The 19,817-nt window shown below is 74.7% G+C and carries 13 protein-coding genes; 4 read left to right on the forward strand and 9 right to left on the reverse strand.

What is annotated here, in order from left to right; all coding sequences use genetic code 11:
- Nucleotides 1-10: 10 nt before the first annotated feature.
- Nucleotides 11-2,023, forward strand: a complete 2,013-nt coding sequence (locus tag ABT093_RS23330; RefSeq protein ID WP_350567387.1) for a glycoside hydrolase domain-containing protein — start codon at nucleotides 11-13, stop codon at nucleotides 2,021-2,023.
- 61 nt (nucleotides 2,024-2,084) lie between these two features.
- Here ABT093_RS23330 and ABT093_RS23335 read toward each other — a convergent pair whose 3' ends face one another.
- From ABT093_RS23335 to ABT093_RS23370, 8 genes are all read right to left on the reverse strand, one after another.
- Nucleotides 2,085-2,690, reverse strand: coding sequence for a hypothetical protein (locus tag ABT093_RS23335; protein WP_350567389.1), 606 nt, complete (start codon nucleotides 2,688-2,690; stop codon nucleotides 2,085-2,087).
- 165 nt (nucleotides 2,691-2,855) lie between these two features.
- A complete protein-coding gene (locus tag ABT093_RS23340) occupies nucleotides 2,856-3,875 on the reverse strand; it encodes an N-acetylglucosamine kinase (protein ID WP_350567391.1) in 1,020 nt (339 codons plus the stop codon).
- Between the two features lie 185 nt (nucleotides 3,876-4,060).
- Nucleotides 4,061-5,350 (reverse strand): 6-phospho-beta-glucosidase, encoded by a 1,290-nt coding sequence (locus tag ABT093_RS23345; protein WP_350567393.1) that lies wholly within the window; start codon nucleotides 5,348-5,350, stop codon nucleotides 4,061-4,063.
- Entirely contained in the window at nucleotides 5,350-6,273 is a 924-nt protein-coding gene (locus ABT093_RS23350) for a carbohydrate ABC transporter permease (RefSeq protein WP_350567395.1), read from the reverse strand. The genes ABT093_RS23345 and ABT093_RS23350 overlap by 1 nt, the downstream gene beginning before the upstream one ends.
- Before the next feature lie 21 nt (nucleotides 6,274-6,294).
- Nucleotides 6,295-7,293, reverse strand: a complete 999-nt coding sequence (locus ABT093_RS23355; protein ID WP_350567398.1) for a carbohydrate ABC transporter permease — start codon at nucleotides 7,291-7,293, stop codon at nucleotides 6,295-6,297.
- Between the two features lie 41 nt (nucleotides 7,294-7,334).
- Nucleotides 7,335-8,645, reverse strand: a complete 1,311-nt coding sequence (locus tag ABT093_RS23360; RefSeq protein ID WP_350567401.1) for an ABC transporter substrate-binding protein — start codon at nucleotides 8,643-8,645, stop codon at nucleotides 7,335-7,337.
- Nucleotides 8,646-8,827: 182 nt separating this feature from the next.
- Nucleotides 8,828-10,018, reverse strand: coding sequence for an ROK family transcriptional regulator (locus tag ABT093_RS23365; RefSeq protein WP_350567404.1), 1,191 nt, complete (start codon nucleotides 10,016-10,018; stop codon nucleotides 8,828-8,830).
- 423 nt (nucleotides 10,019-10,441) lie between these two features.
- Nucleotides 10,442-11,566, reverse strand: coding sequence for a mechanosensitive ion channel family protein (locus ABT093_RS23370; RefSeq protein ID WP_350567406.1), 1,125 nt, complete (start codon nucleotides 11,564-11,566; stop codon nucleotides 10,442-10,444).
- 518 nt (nucleotides 11,567-12,084) lie between these two features.
- On the opposite strand from ABT093_RS23370, the gene ABT093_RS23375 reads away from it, so the two are divergent.
- Entirely contained in the window at nucleotides 12,085-12,729 is a 645-nt protein-coding gene (locus ABT093_RS23375) for an HNH endonuclease (RefSeq protein ID WP_350567408.1), read from the forward strand.
- A gap of 107 nt (nucleotides 12,730-12,836) precedes the next feature.
- On the opposite strand, the gene ABT093_RS23380 is transcribed toward ABT093_RS23375, so the two are convergent.
- Nucleotides 12,837-16,940 carry a beta-N-acetylglucosaminidase domain-containing protein gene (locus ABT093_RS23380; protein WP_350567411.1) on the reverse strand — a complete coding sequence of 1,368 codons (4,104 nt, stop codon included), beginning with the start codon at nucleotides 16,938-16,940 and terminating at the stop codon, nucleotides 12,837-12,839.
- Between the two features lie 314 nt (nucleotides 16,941-17,254).
- On the opposite strand from ABT093_RS23380, the gene malQ reads away from it, so the two are divergent.
- Both malQ and ABT093_RS23390 read left to right on the forward strand, forming a co-directional pair.
- The gene (gene malQ / locus ABT093_RS23385) at nucleotides 17,255-19,447 is read left to right on the forward strand and encodes a 4-alpha-glucanotransferase (RefSeq protein WP_502884293.1); all 2,193 of its coding nucleotides are present in this window, start codon (nucleotides 17,255-17,257) and stop codon (nucleotides 19,445-19,447) included.
- A gap of 20 nt (nucleotides 19,448-19,467) precedes the next feature.
- Entirely contained in the window at nucleotides 19,468-19,698 is a 231-nt protein-coding gene (locus tag ABT093_RS23390) for a hypothetical protein (protein WP_350567414.1), read from the forward strand.
- Nucleotides 19,699-19,817 lie beyond the last annotated feature (119 nt).

Below are 19,817 nucleotides of genomic sequence, written 5' to 3' on the forward strand. Positions count from 1 at the left end.
TATTCGACGCATGCTCCTGGCCGTGGGCGGTTGCCTCGCGCTCGGAGCGACCACCGTGGGGACGGCCGTCGCCGCGCCCGCCCCGACCCCGGCGGCCTCGTCCGACACCAAGCCGGTGACCTACCTGGGCCACCGCTTCACCGTTCCCGCGGACTGGCCGGTGGTCGACCTCGCCGCCGACCCGACGACCTGTGTCGGCTTCAACCGCCACGTGGTCTACCTCGGCACCCCGGGCGACGGCTCCCGCTGCCCGGCCGGCGGAGTCGGCCGCACCGAGGCGCTGCTCGTCGAGCCCGCCGCCGCCGACACCGCCCCGGGCCTCACGGCCGACCCGATCGACCACCAGCTCACCGCCACCGCGGCGGGCATCAGGGTCACCGCCGCCTACGACCTCGACGAGCGGCTGGTCCGCGGCATCCTCGCCTCCGCGGGCCTGCCGACCGGCGGGTCGGCGCCCGCCAAGAGCCCGAAGTCCGCCGCCCAGGCGCCCTCGGCGGCGCAGGGCGTGACGGCGGCCCCCGTCGCGCTGCCGGCGGACATCACCAACTTCATCGGCCGCGGCTTCGACGCCTGCGCCGCGCCCAGCTCGGACCTCATGCGGGCCTGGAAGACGAACTCCCCGTACGGCGCCGTCGGCATCTACATCGGCGGCAGCGCCATGTACTGCCCGCAGCCGAACCTCACCCCGGACTGGATGCAGCGGCAGGCCGCCGACGGCTGGCGGTTCATGCCGATCTACGTCGGCCGGCAGGCCTCGCGGATCACCAGCCCGGCGGCCGACGGCGTGACCGAGGCGGACAACGCCATCGCGAAGGCGGCGGCGCTCGGACTCGTCCCGGGCAGCGTGCTCTACTACGACATGGAGGCGTACAGCACGCCCCAGTACACCACCACGGTCCTCACCTTCCTCTCCGCGTGGACCAACCGGCTGCACGAGCGCGGCTACCGGTCGGGCGTCTACAGCAGTGGCGCCAGCGGCATCAACGACATCGTCAAGAACCTCGGCGGCGGCTACGCCATCCCGGACGTGCTGTTCTGCGCCAACTGGAACGGCCAGGCGACCACCAGCGACCCGTACATACCGAGCGGCGTGTGGGTCAACCACGAGCGCGTCCGCCAGTACCGCGCCGACGTCGACGAGACCTACGGCGGGTTCCCGCTGCGGATCGACCACGACATCCTGGACGTCGCCGTCACCCCGCCGTCCGGCCCGGCCGCCCCGGTGCGGGTGGACTTCAACGGTGACGGCCGTGAGGACATCGCGGGCAAGCTCTCCGACGGCGCGCTGCTGCTGTGGACGGGCAACGGCAACGGCACGCTGAACACCAACAGCGGCTACGGCATGTGGCCGGACAACGGCTTCGGCCAGGTCAGTGACATGGTGGCGGGCGACTTCAACGGCGACGGCCGCACCGATGTCGCGGGCAAGCTCTCCGACGGCACGCTGCTGTGGTGGGCCGGCAACGGCAACGGCACGCTGAACACCAACAGCGGCTTCGCGATGTGGCCCGACAAGAGCTTCAAGGACGTCCACGACCTGCTGGCCGGCGACTTCAACAACGACGGCAGGACCGACCTCGTCGGCAAGGCCGCGGACGGCACGCTGCTGCTGTGGACCGGCAACGGCAACGGCACCCTGAACACCTACAGCGGCTACCGGATGTGGCCGGACAACGGCTTCGGCCAGGTGCACGACCTGGTGGCGGCCGACTTCAACGGCGACGGCCGCACCGACGTCGCGGGCAAGCTCTCCGACGGCACGCTGCTCTGGTGGGCCGGCACCGGCAACGGTCAGCTGAGCACCAGCAGCGGCTTCGCGATGTGGCCCGACAACGGCTTCCGGGCCGTCGGCGACCTGGTCTCGGGCGACTTCAACAACGACGGCCGCGCGGACGTCGCGGGCAAGCTCTCCGACGGCGCGCTGCTGCTGTGGACGGGCAACGGCAACGGCACGCTCAGCACCAGCAGCGGCTACGCGATGTGGCCCGACAACGGGTTCGCGCAGGTCAGCAGCCTCCTGTAGGCCGGACGGACACCACCAACCGGGCTCCCGCCACGCCATGGCGGGGGTCCGGTCCGGCGTTTCAGGCCCCGGGGCCGGTCTCCTGGATCCGGGTGATCCGGCCGCGGGCGTCCAGCGTCAGGTCGTAGGTGTTGCCCCAGCAGCCGTACGGGGGCTCGGGGGTGCCGTCGGCCAGGCAGGTGTCCAGGTGGTCCAGGAGGACCGGGAGCTGGACCTCCTTGGCGGGTTCGTCGTGGGGGAGGTCGACCAGGGTGGCGGTGGCGTGGGCGGCCAGGGCGTGGGTGGCGGGGGCGGCGTCGGGGGCGCAGGCCGGGCGGACGGTCAGGCGGCCCTCGACGACGTCGAGGACCCGGACGGTCCGGCGCCCGCCCGGGGTGGTGCAGGCGGTGGGGGAGAAGGAGTCGAGGCCGGGCCCGGCCCCGGGGGCTTCCCAGGCCTCCTCCTCCGCGAGGTCCTCGGCGTCCTCGGTGCCCTCGGCGTCCTTGGCCTCCGCTGCGTCCGCCTCGTTCTCGGCGGCATCGGCGGCATCGGCGTCGCCGTCGTCCGCGACGTCGTCCGAGGCCATCGCCAGCGTCGGGTCCTCGTCGATCGGCGTGCAGGCGGCGAGCCCGGTGGTGGCGGCGCAGCAGAGCAGCACGGCGAGGAGGAGGCGGCGGGGCGCGGTCATGGGGTGAGTCTTCCAGGAGCACGGCTGGACGGGACATCCACCTGGACGCGGAATCCGCGGGCCCGGTTGCGGAGGGCCGCCCCCGCCGGGCGTGCGGACCCGGCGGGGGCGGAGGAGGGGGCGGAAGCGGGGCCGGGGCGAGGGCGGAGGCCGGGTGGGGAACCGTCAGACCGCGACCGGGTGCGCCGGGTCGTAGGCCTCGCGGACCCGCTCCTGGGCCCGCGGCCCGGCCTCCAGGTGGTCCAGCCCGAGCAGCGCCGCACCGAGCACCGGCGGGGCGACCACGACCCGCGGCTCGGCGAGCGGCGCCTCCCGCGCCAGCCGGGCCGTCAGGTTGTCGAGCAGCAGCGGCTGCCGGGAGGCGAGCACCCCGCCGCCGAGCACCACCGGGGTGGGCGTCTCCAGCAGGTCCAGGCGCCGCAGCGCGACGACGGCGAGCCGGGTGATCTCGTCGGCCTGCCGGTCTATCAGCGACAGCGCCGTGGCGTCCCCGGTCCCGGCGACGGCGAACAGCACCCGGACGATCTCGTGCAGCCGGGTGGACGGCAGGTGCCCGAGGTGGACGGCCTCGGCGACGGCCCCGGTGGTGGGCAGGCCGAAGTGTTCGGCGATGGCGGCGGCCAGGCCGGTCGGCCCGCCGCGCCCGTCCTCCGCCCGCACGGCGTGCCACATGCAGCTGACGGCCAGGCCCGCGCCGCCGCCCCAGTCGCCGGTGAGCTCGCCGAGGGCGGGGAAGCGGGCGGTGCGCCCGTCGGGCAGCAGGCCGACGCAGTTGATGCCGGCGCCGCAGACGACGGCGACGCCGCGCGGGCCGTCGGTGCCGGCCCGCAGCAGACCGAAGGTGTCGTTGACGACGGTGTTGCCGGCGCCCCAGGGGTGGGACTCCAGCGCGACGCGCAGCGCCTCCTCCTCGACCGGCAGGTCGGCGTTGGCGAGGCAGGCGCTGACGTGGCTGGTCAGCGGGCCGTTCCAGCCGGCGATCCCGGCGGCCGCCGCGGCCTCCTCGACCAGCGGGGCGAGGCCGGCGACGGCGGCGGTGGCGCCGATCGTGGCCGGGAAGAAGCCGCCGCCCCGGGCGGAGCCGAGGACGGAGCCGTCGGCGCCGATGAGGGCGACGTCGGTCTTGGAGTTGCCGGCGTCGATGGCGAGGACGCCGGGCAGGTGCGGTTCGGGCTGGTGGGTCATCGGGGTTCCCGCGGCTCGTCGTACGTGGCCCGGCCGGGGGTCTTTCCCGGCGGGGGAGGGCGTGGCTCCGCCCGGTGCCCGTTCCCGGGGCGCGCGGCCCGCCCGTGATCCGGCCCGCACTCCCCCCACGGAGTGCGGGCCGGGGACCGGGGGCCCGGGCGCGGCCGGGACGGGGGCCGGGCGGGTCAGGCCCAGCTGAGGTGCTCGCGGTTGTGCGCGAGCAGCCGGTCCGTCAGCCGGTCGGCGAGTTCGATCTGGCCGACCAGCGGGTGGGCGAGCAGCGCGTCGAAGACCCGGTCGCGGCCGCCGCGCAGGGCGGCGTCCAGGGCGAGGTGCTCGTACGCGGTGACGGCGGCGACGAGGCCGGCGTACAGCGGCTCCAGCGGGCGCTGCGGCAGCGGGCGCACGCCCGCCGCGTCGACCTCGGCCGGCACCTCGATCACGGCGTCGTCCGGCAGGAAGGGCAGCACGCCGTCGTTGCGGGTGTTGACCACCTGCACGGAGGTGCCGCCGCCGGTGCCGAGCAGCGCCGCGATGAGCTGCACCGCCGCCTCGGAGTAGAACGCGCCGCCGCGCTTGGCGAGCAGCTCCGGCTTGGTGTCCAGGGCCGGGTCGGCGTACATCTCCAGCAGCTGCCGCTCGATCTCGGCGACCTCGGCGGCCCGCGAGCCCTTGGACCTCAGCTCCTCCACCACCAGGTCGTGCTGGTAGAAGTACCGCAGGTAGTAGGACGGCACGACGCCGAGCCGCTCGATCACCCGCTGCGGCAGGTGCAGGTCCTCGGCGATCTCCTTGCCGAAGCCGGAGAGCAGCTCGGGCAGCACCTCGCGGCCGCCGGCCGCGCCCGGGGCGTCGAGCAGGGTGACCCCGCGCTCCCAGGTGAGGTGGTTGAGGCCGACGTGGTCGAGCCGGACCAGCTCCGGGTCGACGCCCAGGTGCTTGGCGAAGCGCCGCTGGAAGCCGATGGCGACGTTGCACAGGCCGACGGCCTTGTGGCCGGCCTCCTGCAGGGCGCGGGTGACGATGCCGACCGGGTTGGTGAAGTCGACGATCCAGGCGTCGGGGTTGGCCCGCCGGACGGTCTCGGCGATGTCGAGCACCACCGGGACGGTGCGCAGGGCCTTGGCGAGGCCGCCGGCACCGGTGGTCTCCTGGCCGACGCAGCCGCACTCCAGCGGCCAGGTCTCGTCCTGGTTGCGGGCGGCCTGCCCGCCGACCCGCAGCTGCAGCAGCACCGCGTCGGAGCCGGCGACGCCCGCCGCGACGTCGGTGGTCGTGGTGACGACCGCGCCGTGGCCCTGCTTGGCGAAGATCCGCCGGGCCAGCCCGCCGATCAGCTCCAGCCGGTCGGCGGCCGGGTCGACCAGGACGAGTTCGCCGATCGGCAGGGTGTCGCGCAGCCGGGCGAAGCCGTCGATCAGCTCCGGGGTGTACGTCGAACCGCCGCCAACGATGGCCAGCTTGAGTGCGGACATCAGCCCTTGACCCCTGTCAGTGTCACGCCTTCGATGAAGGCCTTCTGTGCGAAGAAGAAGAGGACGATCACCGGGGCCATCACCAGGAGGGTGGCGGCCATGGTGAGGTTCCAGTTGGTGTGGTGGGCGCCCTTGAAGGACTCCAGGCCGTAGGAGAGGGTCCAGGCGTCGTGGTTGCTGCTGGCGTAGATCTGCGGGCCGAAGAAGTCGTTCCAGCAGTAGAAGAACTGGAACAGCGCGACGGCGGCGATGGCCGGCTTGGCCATCGGCAGCACCACCCGCAGCAGGGTGCGCAGCTCGCCGCAGCCGTCGATCCGGGCCGCCTCGATGTACTCCTTGGGGATGGTCAGCAGGAACTGCCGCAGCAGGAAGATCGAGAAGGCGTCGCCGAAGGCCATCGGGATGATCAGCGGCCACAGCGAGCCGCCGAGGCCCATCTGCTTCGCCCAGAACAGGTACATCGGGATGATGGTGACCTGCGGCGGCAGCATCATCATCGCGATGACCGCCATCAGCGCCAGGTTGCGGCCGCGGAAGCGGAACTTGGCGAGCGCGTAGGCGACCGGCAGGCTGGAGACGATGGTCAGCACGGTGCCGAGGCCGGCGTACAGCAGGGTGTTGCGCCACCAGGTGAGGAAGCCGGGGGTGTCCCAGACCTTCCCGTAGTTGCCCCAGTTCCAGGACGTGGGCCAGTAGTCGGTGGTGAGCGCCTGGCTGTCCGACATCACCGAGGTCAGGAAGGCGAAGACGAACGGCAGCAGGAAGAACAGGCCGGCGGCGACGGCCAGCGAGTGGACGGCCACCCAGTTGAGCAGCGCCCGGCGGCGGGCGGTGCGGGCGGCGGCGGTGACGGGGCCGCGGGCGGCGCCCCGGCCGGGCCGCTTCCCGGGCGCCTCGGCGGGGAGGGTCGAGCTGAGAGTCATGATCGTGTCCTCACTGGGCCGCTAGTCGTCGCTGGCCATGAAGCCGGACCGGCGGCGCATCAGCACCGAGGTGACGGCCATCGAGATGACGAACAGCACCAGGGCGACGACGCACGCCGCACCGTAGTTGAAGCGCTGGAAGCCGAGGTTGTAGACCATCTGCGGCAGGGTCCAGGTGGAGCCGGACGGGTAGCCGGGCTCGAACTGCTGGCCGGAGTTGCCCGCGATGCCGCCGGCGACCTTCCCGGCGACGATCGCCTGCGTGTAGTACTGCATGGTCTGGATGACCCCGGTGACCACCGCGAACATGATGATCGGCGAGATGTTCGGCAGGGTGACGTAGCGGAACCGCTGGAAGGGGCCGGCCCCGTCGAGCTCGGCGGCCTCGTACTGCTCCCGGGGGACGTCCAGCAGGGAGGCCATGAAGATGACCATCAGGTCGCCGACGCCCCACATGGCGAGCAGGGTCAGCGCCGGCTTCGACCAGTCCGGGTCGGCGAACCAGCCGGGCTGCGGCAGCCCGATCTCGCCGAGGAAGTGGTTGACCGGGCCGGTGCCGGGGTTGAGCAGGAAGGCGAAGGCGACGGTGGCGGCCACCGGCGGGGCGAGGTAGGGCAGGTAGAAGGCGGTGCGGAAGAAGCCCACCCCGCTCTTGATCTTGGTGATCAGCAGCCCGACGCCGAGGCCGAACGCCACCCGCAGGCTCACCATGATGACGACCAGCCACAGGGTGTTGCGCAGGCCCTGCCAGAACGCCGGGAGGTCGTTGAAGACGTAGTCCCAGTTCCCCAGGCCGTTGAAGGTGGGCGAGCCGAAGCCGTTGTACTTGGTGAACGAGAAGTAGATCGTCGAGATCAGCGGGTACAGGAAGAAGACGCTGAAGCCGATCAGCCAGGGGGAGAGGAAGGCGAGGGTGCGGGCCGCCGCCCGGCGGCGCTTCCGGCGCAGCTGCTGCTGCACGGGAGGCGCCGCCGGGGCGGTCGCTCCGGCCCCCTTGCGGGTGGCGGACGCGAGTGACATGGGAGCTCCGTGGACGGGCCGGACGCGCGGGGCGCCGCGCGCTACTTGGCCTGGGCGATGGCGGCGTCGATCTCCTTGGCGGTGGCGGCGAGGCCGGCCGCGAGATCGCCCTGCTTGCCGGACTCGTAGTCGTAGCCGAGGTTCTGCAGCGAGACGATGTAGCCGCCGCCGTTGACCACCGGCGGGGTGGTGCCGGAGCTGGCGTGCTTCGCGATGTTCACGAAGGTCTTGAAGTTCTCGTCGGCGATCAGCTTCGGCGACTCCAGCGCGGCGAAGGTGCTCGGCACGTTGTGGATCGCGTTGGCGAAGGAGACGACCGCGTCGGTGTCGGTGGTCAGGAACTTGACGAACTCCCAGGCGGCGGCCTGCTTCTTGCTGGTGCTGGCGATGCCGACGATGGTGCCGGTCTGGTAGCCGCGGCCGTAGGTGCCGGCCTGGTCGTCCGGCACCGGGAACGGCGCGGTGGCCCACTCGAAGTCCGGCTTGTCGGTGGCGAGCGAGGCGGTGCGCCACTCGCCGTCCATGGCCATCGCGACCTGGCCGGTGTGGAACGGGTTCTTGGCGCTGAACTCCTCGCCGAAGGTGGCGCGGTACTTCTCCAGCTTGTCGTAGCCGCCGAGCTGGTCGACCAGGCCCTTCTGCCAGTTCAGCATCGCCGCGATCTTCGGGTCGGTGGCGATGGTGGACTTGCCGGCGGCGTCGAAGTAGGTGGGGCCGTACTGGCCGAGCAGGTGCTCGGTGGTCGACTCGTAGCCGTGGTACAGCGGCATGAAGCCGAGCTGCTTGTAGCCGTCGCCCTCGGCGATGGTCAGCCGCTTGGCGACGTCGGCGAACTCGCTGAAGGTCTTCGGCGGGTTGGCGATGCCCGCGTCGGCGAAGGCCTTCTTGTTGTAGTACAGGCCGAAGGCGTCGCCGAGCAGCGGCAGGGCGCACTGGTTGCCCTGGAACTGCGTGTAGTTGAGCATCGCGGCCGGGAAGGTCTTGGCGGCGTCGATGCCCGACTTGGCCAGCAGCGGCTTGAGGTCGACGAAGGACTTGGTGGAACAGAACATGCCGACGTTGTTGGTGGTGAACGAGGAGACCACGTCGGGGGCGTCGTCGCCGCCGGCCCGCAGCGACTGGTTGACCTTGTCGTCGGCGATGTTGCCGACGGCCTTGACCTTGATGTTGGGGTGGGACTTCTCGAAGGCGGCGACGTTGTCGTTGATCGCCTTCACCTCGGATTCCTGGTTCCAGCCGTGCCAGAAGGTGATGGTGACGTCCTTGCCACTGGCCGAGTCGTCGCTGCCGCTGCCGTCGCTGCTGCCGGTGCAGGCGGTGGCGAGCAGGGCGAGGACGGCGCTGCCGGTCACGGCGGCGAGTGTCCGGCGGCTTCTGCGGGAGTGGGAGGTGGTGGAGTGCACTTCGAGGTCCTCCTGGGGCTGCGCGGGCAGGCGTCATTGCCTCGGGGCCCGCGTTCGGGGGATGGGGGAGAGGTGGGTGCAGGGGGGAGTGCGGTGGAGCGTCGGGGTGCGCGGGACCGCGCGGTGGAGCGTCAGTGTGTGGAGAAGACCGCCTCACGGGCGGCCGCCAGCGCGCGTTGCAGTGCGCCGAGCAGGACGGGCGAGCCGGTCAGCGCGCTGCCGCGCACCTCCGGCCGGGCGGCCGCGATCCGGGCCAGTTCCTCCGCGACCAGCGCCCGCAGCCGCTCGCCGCCCGCGTTCGGCACGCCGCCGGAGACCACCACCAGCCGGGGGTCGACGACGGCGACGATCACGGCCAGTCCGACGGCCAGCCGGGCGGCCAGCTCGGCGAGGAACGCGTCGCCGGCGCCCGGGGTGGCCAGCGCCCTGGCGACCGACTCCTCGGCGGTCGGCGCGCCGAGCCCGTGCTCCTTGGCCAGGGCCCGGACGGCGGGGGCGCCGACCAGTTCCTGGAACCCGCCGGAGTTGCGGCGGCGGACGTCCTTGACCACCGGGGCGCCGGGCACCGGCATGTAGCCGACCTCCCCGGCGCCGCCGGTGAAGCCGCGGTGCAGCCGGCCGGCGATCACGATCGCCGCGCCGATGCCCTCCCCGGCCCAGAGCAGCACGAAGTCCTCGAACCCGCGGGCCGCGCCCGAGGACTGCTCGGCGACGGCGGCGAGGTTCACGTCGTTCTCGATGGTCACCGGCGCGCCGATCGCGGCGGCGAGGTGCTCGACCAGCCGCGGCGCGTGCCAGCCGGGAAGGTGGGAGGCGTACCGCAGCTTGCCGGTGACCGGGTCGGGCGCGCCGCCGACGCCGATCACCACGGAGTGCAGGCCGCCCTCGGCGAGCCCGGCGGCGCGGACCGCCCCGGCGACCGCCCCGGCGACCCGGGGCACCGTCTCGGCGGCCGCCCAGCCCTTGGTGGGGACGACGTGCTCGGCGAGCGTGGAGCCGGTGATGTCGGCGACCGCGACCCGGACGTGGCTGGTGGTGACGTCCAGTCCGGCGACGTAGCCGGCCGCCGGGTTCACCTGGTACAGCTGCGCGTTGGGGCCCGGGCCGCCGGCCGTGGTGCCCACCGGCACCACCAGCCCGGCCGCCTCCAGACGGGCCAGCAGCTGGGAGGCGGTGGGCTTGGAGAGCCCGGTCAGGGTGCCGATCTGGGTGCGGGAGAGGGGCCCGTTCTCCAGCAGGAGTTCGAGCGCGGCGCGGTCGTTGATGGCGCGCAGCAGGCTGGGGGTGCCGGCGAGGGGGGCCTTGGCGGTGCTTCTGGTCACGCGAAGATCCTCCTCCTCGGGACGGCCGACTGCTCATGGCGAACTGTTAGGAAACTTTCCAGTCGCTTCGGGACAGGACCGTACGGTCCCCGTCGGCGGAGTGTCAATGGCCCTTCCACCGGAGGATGCCGACTCGTTACCGGCCCGCACGCGGACGGTGGGGCGGGCGGAACCGAAGCGCGGATCGGCCACTGCTGAACACGGGTACGGCGGCCCCCTCGGACGAGGAGGCCCGCCGCCCTGAAGAAAGGTCGGCCCTTGCCGCAGAGCCTGCTGCACGGCGCCTCCTCGGCCGTCGCCTCGGAGGTCTCCGTGAGCGAAGCACGAAGCCCCGCCGCCCGAGTCGCTCGGGCTGCGGGGCTCACGTTCACCCGCGACGGGGCCGGACGGCCGGGAACTCCCGGCCGAGCGCCCGCACAGGTCTCAGGGCGCCTTGGTGGTGGTGTCGTCGGCCGGGCGGACCGGGGCCGGTATCGGGGTGGCGGCCTTGTAGCCGGCCGAGGTGGGGTCGGCCAGCGCGGACGGCGGGGCCGGGTCGGTGCCCGGGGCGGGGACGGCCGCGGCGGTGGTCAGCACCGTCGCGGCGGCGGTCGTTCCGGCACCGGTGCCTGCGGCGACCGGCGGGAGCTCCTCCTTGACCTTGATCCCGGCCTCGTCCAGCACCCGCTTGACCCGCTGGCGCAGCGCCCGCGCCACGCTCAGCGACTTGCCGGGGGCCGTGCGCGCCTCGATCCGCAGCACCACCGAGTCCGCCGCGACCGACTCCACGCCGAGGATCTTGAACGGCGCCCAGACCAGCTCGTCGTACGGCGCCTCCTTGGCCATCGCCTCGGCGGTCTCCGTGATCAGCGCCTCGACCCGCTCCAGGTCCTCCTTGTAACCGACCTGGACGTCCACCGAGGCCGTCGACCAGCCCTGGCTCATGTTGGCGATCCGCTTCACCTCGCCGTTGCGGATGTACCAGATCTCGCCGCCGGCGCCGCGCAGCTTGGTGACCCGCAGGCCGACCTCCAGCACCGTGCCGCTGGCCACCCCGGTGTCGATCTCGTCGCCGACGCCGTACTGGTCCTCCATGATCATGAAGACCCCGGAGAGGAAGTCGGTGACCAGGTTGCGGGCACCGAAACCGATCGCCACACCGGCCACACCGGCGCTCGCCAGCAGCGGCGCCAGGTTCATCCCGAGCGCCGACAGCACCATCAGCGCCGCCGTGCCCAGGATGGTGAACGACGCGACGCTGCGCAGCACCGAGCCGATCGCCTCCGCGCGCTGCTGGCGCCGCTCGGGGTTGACCACCCCGGTGTTGGCCAGCAGCCCGCCCAGCCGGCTCGGCTCGTCCTCGCTCTCGCCGGGGCGGATCATGCGCGTGATCAGCTGGGTGATCAGCTTGCGCACCATCGCCCGCAGCACCAGCGCCAGCACGATGATGAAGACGATCCGGATCCCGCTCGCGAGCCAGTCCTGCCAGTGCTCGTCGAACCAGCCGGCGGCCTGCCGGGTGGTCTCGGAGACCTCCTGGGCGCTCGTCGGGATTCTCAGGTCGGGCAACTCCGGGGCCGTGGGAGTCGGGGAGGGGGCGGGCGTCGAGGCCGGCGTCGTGGCGGACGCGTCGGCGAGGAGACCGGCGGCACCGGACCGGAACACGTGCGGGACCTTCCTGCTGGGGTCGTGGCACGGCCCGCCGCCGCGAGGCACGCCCCTGGCCTGCGGACCGTCCGCCCTACCCTAACCGCCACCCGGCCCGCACCTTGACACGCCGATCGGCCGTCCGGAGGGCGCGCGGACCCGCGTGAACGCCCCGTCCGTACCCCCGCGCGCCGCTGTCCGCACTGCTCCGACCGGCCCAGCGGTACCCCGCCGGGGCACCCGCGTGCAACCCGCGCTTCCCCCGGGCATACCGGGTATGACAGAAGCCACACCCGGAGTTCACGTCAGGTCCGTTACACAGGAGTGGTGGCGCCGTACGAAGGCGTAAGGCGACACTGGGGGAGATCACGCACCCGTTGCGCGATCCAACCGCTCGTCCCGGCGCGAGCCACGCGCCGCAGGCGTCCAAGGAGGCATCCGTGCCGCATGTCCTGGTCCTCAACGCGTCGTACGAGCCACTCGGCGTCGTATCGATGCGCCGCGCGCTCATCCTCGTCCTCAACCACAAGGCGGTCAGCCTTGAGGACTCGGGTGTCACTCTGCACAGCGCCACCAGCGCCCTTCCGGCGCCGTCCGTCGTCCGTCTGACCCGCTTCGTCCGGGTCCCGTTCTGCGGGCCCGTCCCGCTCACCCGCCGGGCGCTGTTCGCCCGCGACCACGGCCGTTGCGTCTACTGCGGGGCCGCCGCCACCAGCGTCGACCACGTCATCCCGCGCAGCCGGGGAGGCCAGCACCGGTGGGACAACGTGGTGGCGGCCTGCCGCCGCTGCAACCACACCAAGGCCGACCGCCACCTCACCGAACTCGGCTGGCGGATGAAACGACCACCCGCCCCGCCGAGCGGACTGGCCTGGCGGATCATCGGCACCGGCATCAAGGACCCGCGCTGGCGCCCCTACCTGGAACCGTACGGCGGAGGCGACCAGCTGCGCGCCCCGCAGTGGGGCGAGTACGAGCACCACGACCATACCGAGGCCGCCCATCCGGTGCCGCTCGGCCGGGCGCACGCCGCCCACCCCGCCCCCGCCCGCCGCGGAGAGCAGCCGGAGCCGCTGTCCGCCTGATTCCCGCACCACAAGGGCTTGCCCGTCACATCTCTCGGTACGCCTCATGGGCCGCCGCGCACCCCGCAGCCGGGGAGCGCGGCGGCCCGCCGTTCGAGGGCCTGTCGCTACGGCCTGGCGGTGCCCGTCGGCTGGGGCGCCGGGCCGGTCGGGGTGCCCGAGGGCGTCGGCCCGGGCGACGGCGTGGTCGCCGTCCCCCCGCCGGGCCCGCCGGGCCCGCCGGGCCCGCCGGCCTGGCCGCCCGCCTGCTGGCCGCCGCCCGGCGGGGCGGTCGGCGCGGTGGTCGGCGCGGTGACCGGGGGCGTGACCGGCGGGCTCACCGGCGGCGGCACCGTCGCGGCCGCCCCGGCGACGGCGTACAGCTCGATGCCCCACAGCGAGTAGCCGTACTTGGTGGCCCGGGCCACGCCCTGCATCCGCACGAACTTCGCGTCCGGCGCGTCGAACCGCACCGTCTCCTTGCCGCCCGCGCCGTCCTCCACCGTCGCGACCGTGGTCCAGGAACGGCCGTCCGCCGAGGTCTGGATCCGGTACGAGGCGGCGTACGCGGCCTGCCAGTGCAGCACCGCCGAGCCCAGGTGGGTGGCCTCCGGCAGCTCCAGCTGCACCCAGGCGTCGTCGGCCGCCGGCGAGGACCAGCGGCTCTTCGGGTCCTGGTCGGCCACCGCCGAGGCCGGGAAGTTCGACGTCTCGTCGCCCGAGGAGCTCGCCCGCGCGGTGATCGCCAGATCCGGCCCGCCGGTCGGCGGCACCACGTGCACCTGGAGCACCTGGCGGACGGAGGTCTGCCCGGCCACGAACACCACCGGCACCTGGTACGTCCCGGACGGCGTCTCCGGCCCGGCGGTGACCAGCAGCGGCACGCCGACCTTCCCGCCGCGCGGCACGCTCACCCCGGTGACCGGCGCCACCGTCAGCCCCTTGGCGGTCGCCGGCACCTCGGTGCGCAGCTCCCCGGTGACCCCCTCCGGCCGACCGGCCTCGACGACCGCCCGGGCCTGCACCGGCGCGTCCTCCCCGATCACCGCGTCCACCGAGACGTCGGCCAGGCTCAGCCGGGCCGCCGGGGCGTCCGCGTACCAGGGGATCACCTGGTTGACCACCGGCGGCTCCCCGCCCGGCTTCCAGGCCAGCCGGAACGCGTCGGCGGGCAGGCCGCCGGCCGACAGCTCGTTCCAGCCCGGCTGCACGGTGCCGATCTCGGTCCACGAGCCGTCCGGGTGCCGCACCGAGACGCCGGCCGAGGCCCGTACGCCCGGGTCGGTGAGGACGGTGAGGCGGTCCAGCGGCCGGGCGGCGCCCAGCTCGACGGTGAGCGGCTCGTCCCGCGCGGTCGGCGCGGTGGCCGCCCGGTAGGCGGTGTCCGGGTTGCCGTCCAGCACCGCCGTGGCCGAGGAGCCGGGCAGCGCGGCCGGGCCGCCGGAGACGCTGGCCGGCAGCTCGTCCGGCGCGGTCACCGAGAACTCGCGCACCGCGACCGCGGTCTTCTGCGCGGCCGTGGCCCGCAGCCGGACCGCCCGGACGACCGTCCCGGCGGGCAGCTGCGCGGAGACCGACTTCTGGTTCTTCACCGAGGCCAGCTTCTTCCAGCCGCCCTCGCCGGTGGTGTACTCCAGCACGCCGTCGCGGATGTAGTCGTCCAGCGCGCTCTGGCCGTCCGGCCCGCTGCCCCAGGAGCCCATCAGCACGGTCACGCTGCCGACCGGGCGCCCGCCGCCGAGGTCCAGCCCGACCGAGTCGCCCGCCTGCGGCGGCGCCGAGCTCCAGTAGAACGTGTCGGCGGCGCCGTCGGCCATCAGCGCCGGCAGGTGGTCGTGCGCGGTGCCCAGCGTGGTGGTCGGGGTGATGCCGCCGCCCTGGACGCCCGCCCAGGTGTCGGCGGCCCGCAGGGCCCGCTCCAGGAACGGGCCGAGCACGCCCGCGCCGACCGTCGCCGGGCTCTGGCCGAGCTGCTCGCGCAGCTTGTTCAGCTCCACCCGGGCCTTCCAGGCGGCCCCGCCGTCCCCGCCGCGCTGCGCCAGCAGCATGTCCAGGGCGGCCTGCCCGCCGAGGCCGTAGTCGCGCAGCGGCGCCAGCCAGGGCGCGGCCTCCGCGGCCAGCTGGGCGGTCGCCGGGGCGGCGGCCAGGGTCTGCTGGGCGCCCGCCATCGCGGTGAACGCCTCCCGCAGCGGGGCGGCGGCCTCGATGAGCCCGGCCAGGTCGGGCGCGGCGCCGGAGGTCGGCTCGGCGGTCGCCCAGAACCGGTCCATCAGCGGCAGCAGGTAGCCGGACTCCTGCTTGGCCAGCGGCGAGGACACGCTGTTGCCGGCCAGCGCGGTGACCGCCGGCAGGGTCTCCCCGGTGGGCGTCGCGGTCGCGCCGGTCGGCCCGGCCAGCGCGCGCAGCGCCGCCCGCCAGGAGTCCTCCGGCTTGTAGCCGCCCGGGTTCCAGGCGAAGTCCCCGGCCGTGGAGAGCGCGATCCGGGAGGCGACCGGCTGCTGCATCGCACCGGTCAGCATCACGGCCGACCGCGTCGCCACCTCGGTGTCGCGGCCGCTGTAGGCGCCCAGGAAGAGCCGGTCCGGGCTGGCGTCGTTGACCGGGTAGTTGTCCATGGTGACCAGCGGGTGCCGGTACAGCTCCGAGGTCTCGCCGACCTGCGTGCCGGTGATCCGCTCCGGGATCACCCCGACCCCGCTCCAGGCCACCTGCACGGCCGACGGCAGCGCGGCGGCCAGCGCCGTCCGGTACGGGGTGGCGCCCTGCTGGTGGTACTCGGTGGGGACGACCGACAGCGGCGCCAGCTCCGGGTTCCTCGCCACCAGCCGGTCCTGCACCTTGACGGCCAGCTCGGCCTGGGCCCTGGCGGCGGCGGCCGGGCCGGTGCCGTACCTGGCCCGGTCGTCGGAGCAGTGCCACTCGTCGTAGGAGACGTCCAGGAACTGCAGCTGGAACGCGCCGAAGCCGAGCCGGCGCAGCCCGTCCAGCTTGGCGACCAGCGCGTCCGCGTCCTTGCCGGAGCTGTAGCAGAAGGACTGGCCGGGGTCGATCGCGTAGCCGAGCGTGACGTGGTTGCGCCCGGCGCGGACGGCCAGCGCGCGCAGCTCGTCGGCCTTCGCCTGCGGGTAGGCGTCCCGCCAGCGGGCGGTGCGGTACGGGTCGTCGCCCGGGGCGTAGAGGTAGAAGTTCTGCTTGGAGCCGCCGAGGAAGTCCAGCTGGTCCAGCCGCTGCTGCTGGGTCCACGGGGTGCCGTAGAAGGCCTCGGCGGTGCCGCGCACCGGGGCGCCGGACGGCCAGTCGCGCAGCGTGATCCCGGGCAGTCCGAGCCCGGCCGCGCCCGGCGCCTGGCCCTGCCCGGCCGGGACGGCGGCGAGCAGCTGGCGCAGCGACTGCGCCGCGTAGAAGGTGCCGGTGCCGTCCGCGCCGGCCAGCACGACCGCGCCGTAGCTGCCGCCGCCGGCCACCGGGAGCTGACCGGCCGACAGCACGTAGCCGCCGGCGGGCATCCCGGCGGTGGACGGCGCGGCGGTGTCCGTGCCGCCGGCCGCGACGGTGAGCTCGCGCAGGATCCGGTCGGTCGCGCCGCCCGCGCCCTCGGCGGGGCCGCCGACGTACACCACCAGCGATCCGGCGACCGGCGCCCCGGGCTGCGACACCGGGGTCATGGTGGCCGCCCCGGCCACGCCGAGGACCTCCTGCACCGCGGCGACCGCGCCCGGGTCGGCCTCCGGCGCGGTGACCAGGGTGACGACGCCCGGCACGGTGACCGGCTTGCCGGCCACGCTCCGCTCCTGCGGGCGGGGGAAGACCTGAGGGTCGCTCACACTGCCGAGCGGGGTCTGCGGGGCGCCGCCGCCCGCGGTGCTCACCACGTCCGGCCCGGGGGAGAAGCCGGGCCCCTGCGCGTACGCGGCCGGGCCGCTCACCAGCAGGCCGCCGACCACGGCCGCCGCCGACAGGGTGGCCGCCACCTGGAGGGTGCGCCGGCTCGGCGCCCCCGGTCGGGCGGCCCGCGCGCGCTCGTCCCGGACCGAGCGGAGCAGCGGTTCGGTGCCCTTGAGGTCCGCGATCAGCCGGTCCGCCGTCCTGGGCGCCAGCTGACGGCACGTCCGCGCCGTGGCCCGCCGGGCCGCGAGGGCCGCGGGGTGGTACAGCACCTCGCGCAGCGCCGAACTCTGCTCCAACTGCTGACGAAGCCGCCGCCCGGCCACCTCGGACACTCGGGCTTGCACAGGAGCCTCCTCGCCAGGCCTGGACCACATCGCGCCCCAGCCCACCAGCTACGTTTCCCGGTGTCAACGCCGTCGACGGGTATGCCGACTTTGTCCGATTTACGTCGGACTTAAGGCCCCTTTAAAGAGTGCTTTCCTCCCTCCCCGAGCGCCCCCCGCCGCCGCGTCCCACCCCTTCGGCCCTGTGTGTCGCGCCGGGTCACCGGGGCGTCACCCGGGTAGGACTGTGGCTGTCCTGACTGGGCGTTGCCGAGACATCGCAGGAGCCGCGAGTGGCCGCTTATCTCGACCGTGACGGAGCCGACGGACCGGACGTGCCGGCGCAGGACGCGCCGCCGCCCCCGCCCGAGCTGGTGGCGCTGGCGCAGGCCCACGGCGTGGACACCCGCTGCGGCCCCGGAGGAGTGCCGGCCGGCGCCCGCACGCTGGTCGCCGTCCTCGCCGCGCTCGGCGTGGACGCGGCCACCCCCGAGGCCGCCCGCGCCGCGCTCGACCGGCACCGGGCCCGGCAGCGCGCCCGCCTGCTGCCCCCGACCGTCGTGGCCAGGGCCGGACGCCGCACCGCGCTCGACCTCCCCGCCGAGACCCGGCTCGCCATCACCCTGGAGCAGGACGGCCCGGAGCAGGACGGCCCCGGGCGGGAGGCCCCCGGGCGGGCCGCCCGCTGGGAGCTCCCGCGCGGCCACGCCCACTGGCTGCCCGCCGACCTCCCGCCCGGCCGGCACACCCTGCACGCCGAGCTCCCCGGCCGCCCCGCCGCCACCGCCCACCTGATCGTCGCCCCCGACCGCCTCCCCGCCCTGCCCGGCCGCAACTGGGGCTTCCTCGCCCAGCTCTACTCCGTCCTCTCCGACCGCTCCTGGGGCATGGGCGACCTCGCCGACCTCGCCGACCTCGCCACCTGGGCGGGCTCGCTGGGCGCCGGCTTCCTCCAGATCAACCCGCTGCACGCGGGCCTGCCCGCCGTGCCCTCCGATCCGTCCCCCTACCGCCCCTCCTCCCGCCGCTTCGCCGACCCGGTCCACCTGCGGGTCGAGGAGGTCCCCGAGTACGCCTACCTGACCGGCCCGCCCCGCGCCGAGGCGGACGAGCTGCTCACCCGCGCCGCCCGGCTGCGCGCCGAGGTGCTGGAGCACGACGGCCTCATCGACCGGGACGAGGTCTGGGCCCTCAAACGCCGCGCCCTGGAGCTGCTGCACGCCGAGCACCGCCGGTACGCGGCCCGGCACGGCGCCGTCCGCACCGCCGCCTTCGACGCCTACCGGGCCCGCGAGGGCGAGTGGCTGGAGCGGTACGCGCTCTGGAACGCCCTGGCCGAACGCCACGGCGCCGACCACCACCGCTGGCCGAAGGGCCTGCGCCACCCCGACTCCCCGCACGTGCGGCACGCGGCCGCCGAACTCGCCGACCGGGTCGACTTCCACCGCTGGCTGGCCTGGCAGACCGACCGCCAGCTCGACCGGGCCCAGCGGGCCGCCCGCACCGCCGGGATGCCGGTCGGCCTGGTGCACGACCTCGCGGTCGGCGTCCACCCCGACGGCGCCGACGCCTGGGCGCTCCAGGACGTCCTCGCCACCGGCATCTCGGTCGGCGCGCCGCCGGACGCCTTCAACGCGCACGGCCAGGACTGGGGCCTGCCGCCCTGGCGCCCGGACGCGCTGGCCGCCGCCGGCTACGCGCCCTTCGCCGAGCTGATCCGCTCCGCCGCCCGGCACGCCGGCGCCCTGCGGATCGACCACGTGATGGGCCTGTTCCGGCTCTGGTGGGTGCCGGCCGGGCACGCCCCGACCGAGGGCGTGTACGTCCGTTACGACGCCGAGGCGATGCTCGCCGTGCTCGCCCTGGAGGCGCACCGGGCCGGCACGGCGGTGGTCGGCGAGGACCTCGGCACGGTCGAGCCGGGCGTCCGCGAGCAGCTGGCCGAGCGCGGTGTGCTCGGCACCTCGGTGCTCTGGTTCGAGCGGGACTGGGAGGCCGGCGGCGGGATCCTGGCGCCGCGGCGGTGGCGCGCGGGCAGCCTCGCCACCCTGACCACGCACGACCTGCCGTCCACCGCCGCCCGGCTCTCCGGCGAGCACGTGGAGCTGCGCCACCGGCTGGGCCTGCTGGCCCGCCCGCTGGGCGAGGAGCGGGCCCAGGCCGCCGCCGAGCTGGCCGACTGGCGGGCCGAGCTGGTCCGGCTGGGCCTGCTGGGCGCGGACGAGCCGCTCTCCGCCGTCGCGCTCCACCGGTTCCTGGCCGCCACCCCGGCCGGACTGGTCGGCGTCTGGCTGCCGGACGTGGTCGGCGACCCGCGCCCGCAGAACCTGCCCGGCACCTGGGACCAGTACCCGAACTGGCGCCTGCCGGTCGCCGACGGCTCCGGGACGCCGGTCACCCTGGACACCCTGGCCGCCGCCCCGGACGTCCGCGCCCTCGCGGACCTGCTGCGCTCCGTGGGCGTGCGGCCGGACACCGCCCGCGGGGGCGCTCCCGAAAGGCCGACCCCGCCGAGCGGGCCGGCGTAAGTGACGGGTAAGTTGGCACCGTGGACAAGAGGAACGCTTTGCGAGCCGGCGCGGTCACCGCAACGGTCACGCTGATGATGCTGCTGTCGTCGCCCGCCATGGCCCTCACCCGGGACGACGGCGACGACCCGGGTAGCGGCCTGAGCGTCGCCGAGACCCTCGGCCTGTACGTGCTGCTCCCGATCGCGGCCTTCGTGATCATCGGCGGCCTGGCCGCGCTGCCGCTCGGCGACAAGGGCAAGAAGAAGTAGCCGAGGGGTTCCTTCCTCCGCCCACGAACCCCAGCACAGACCCCGAGGGGGGGGGGGCCGCGCGGGCGGCGCCCCCCCGGGCGGGGGCCCCCCCCCCCCCCGGGGGGGGGGGGGGCGCG

It is taken from the genome of Kitasatospora sp. NPDC002551 (genome assembly GCF_040296005.1).
Lineage (GTDB): Bacteria > Actinomycetota > Actinomycetes > Streptomycetales > Streptomycetaceae > Kitasatospora.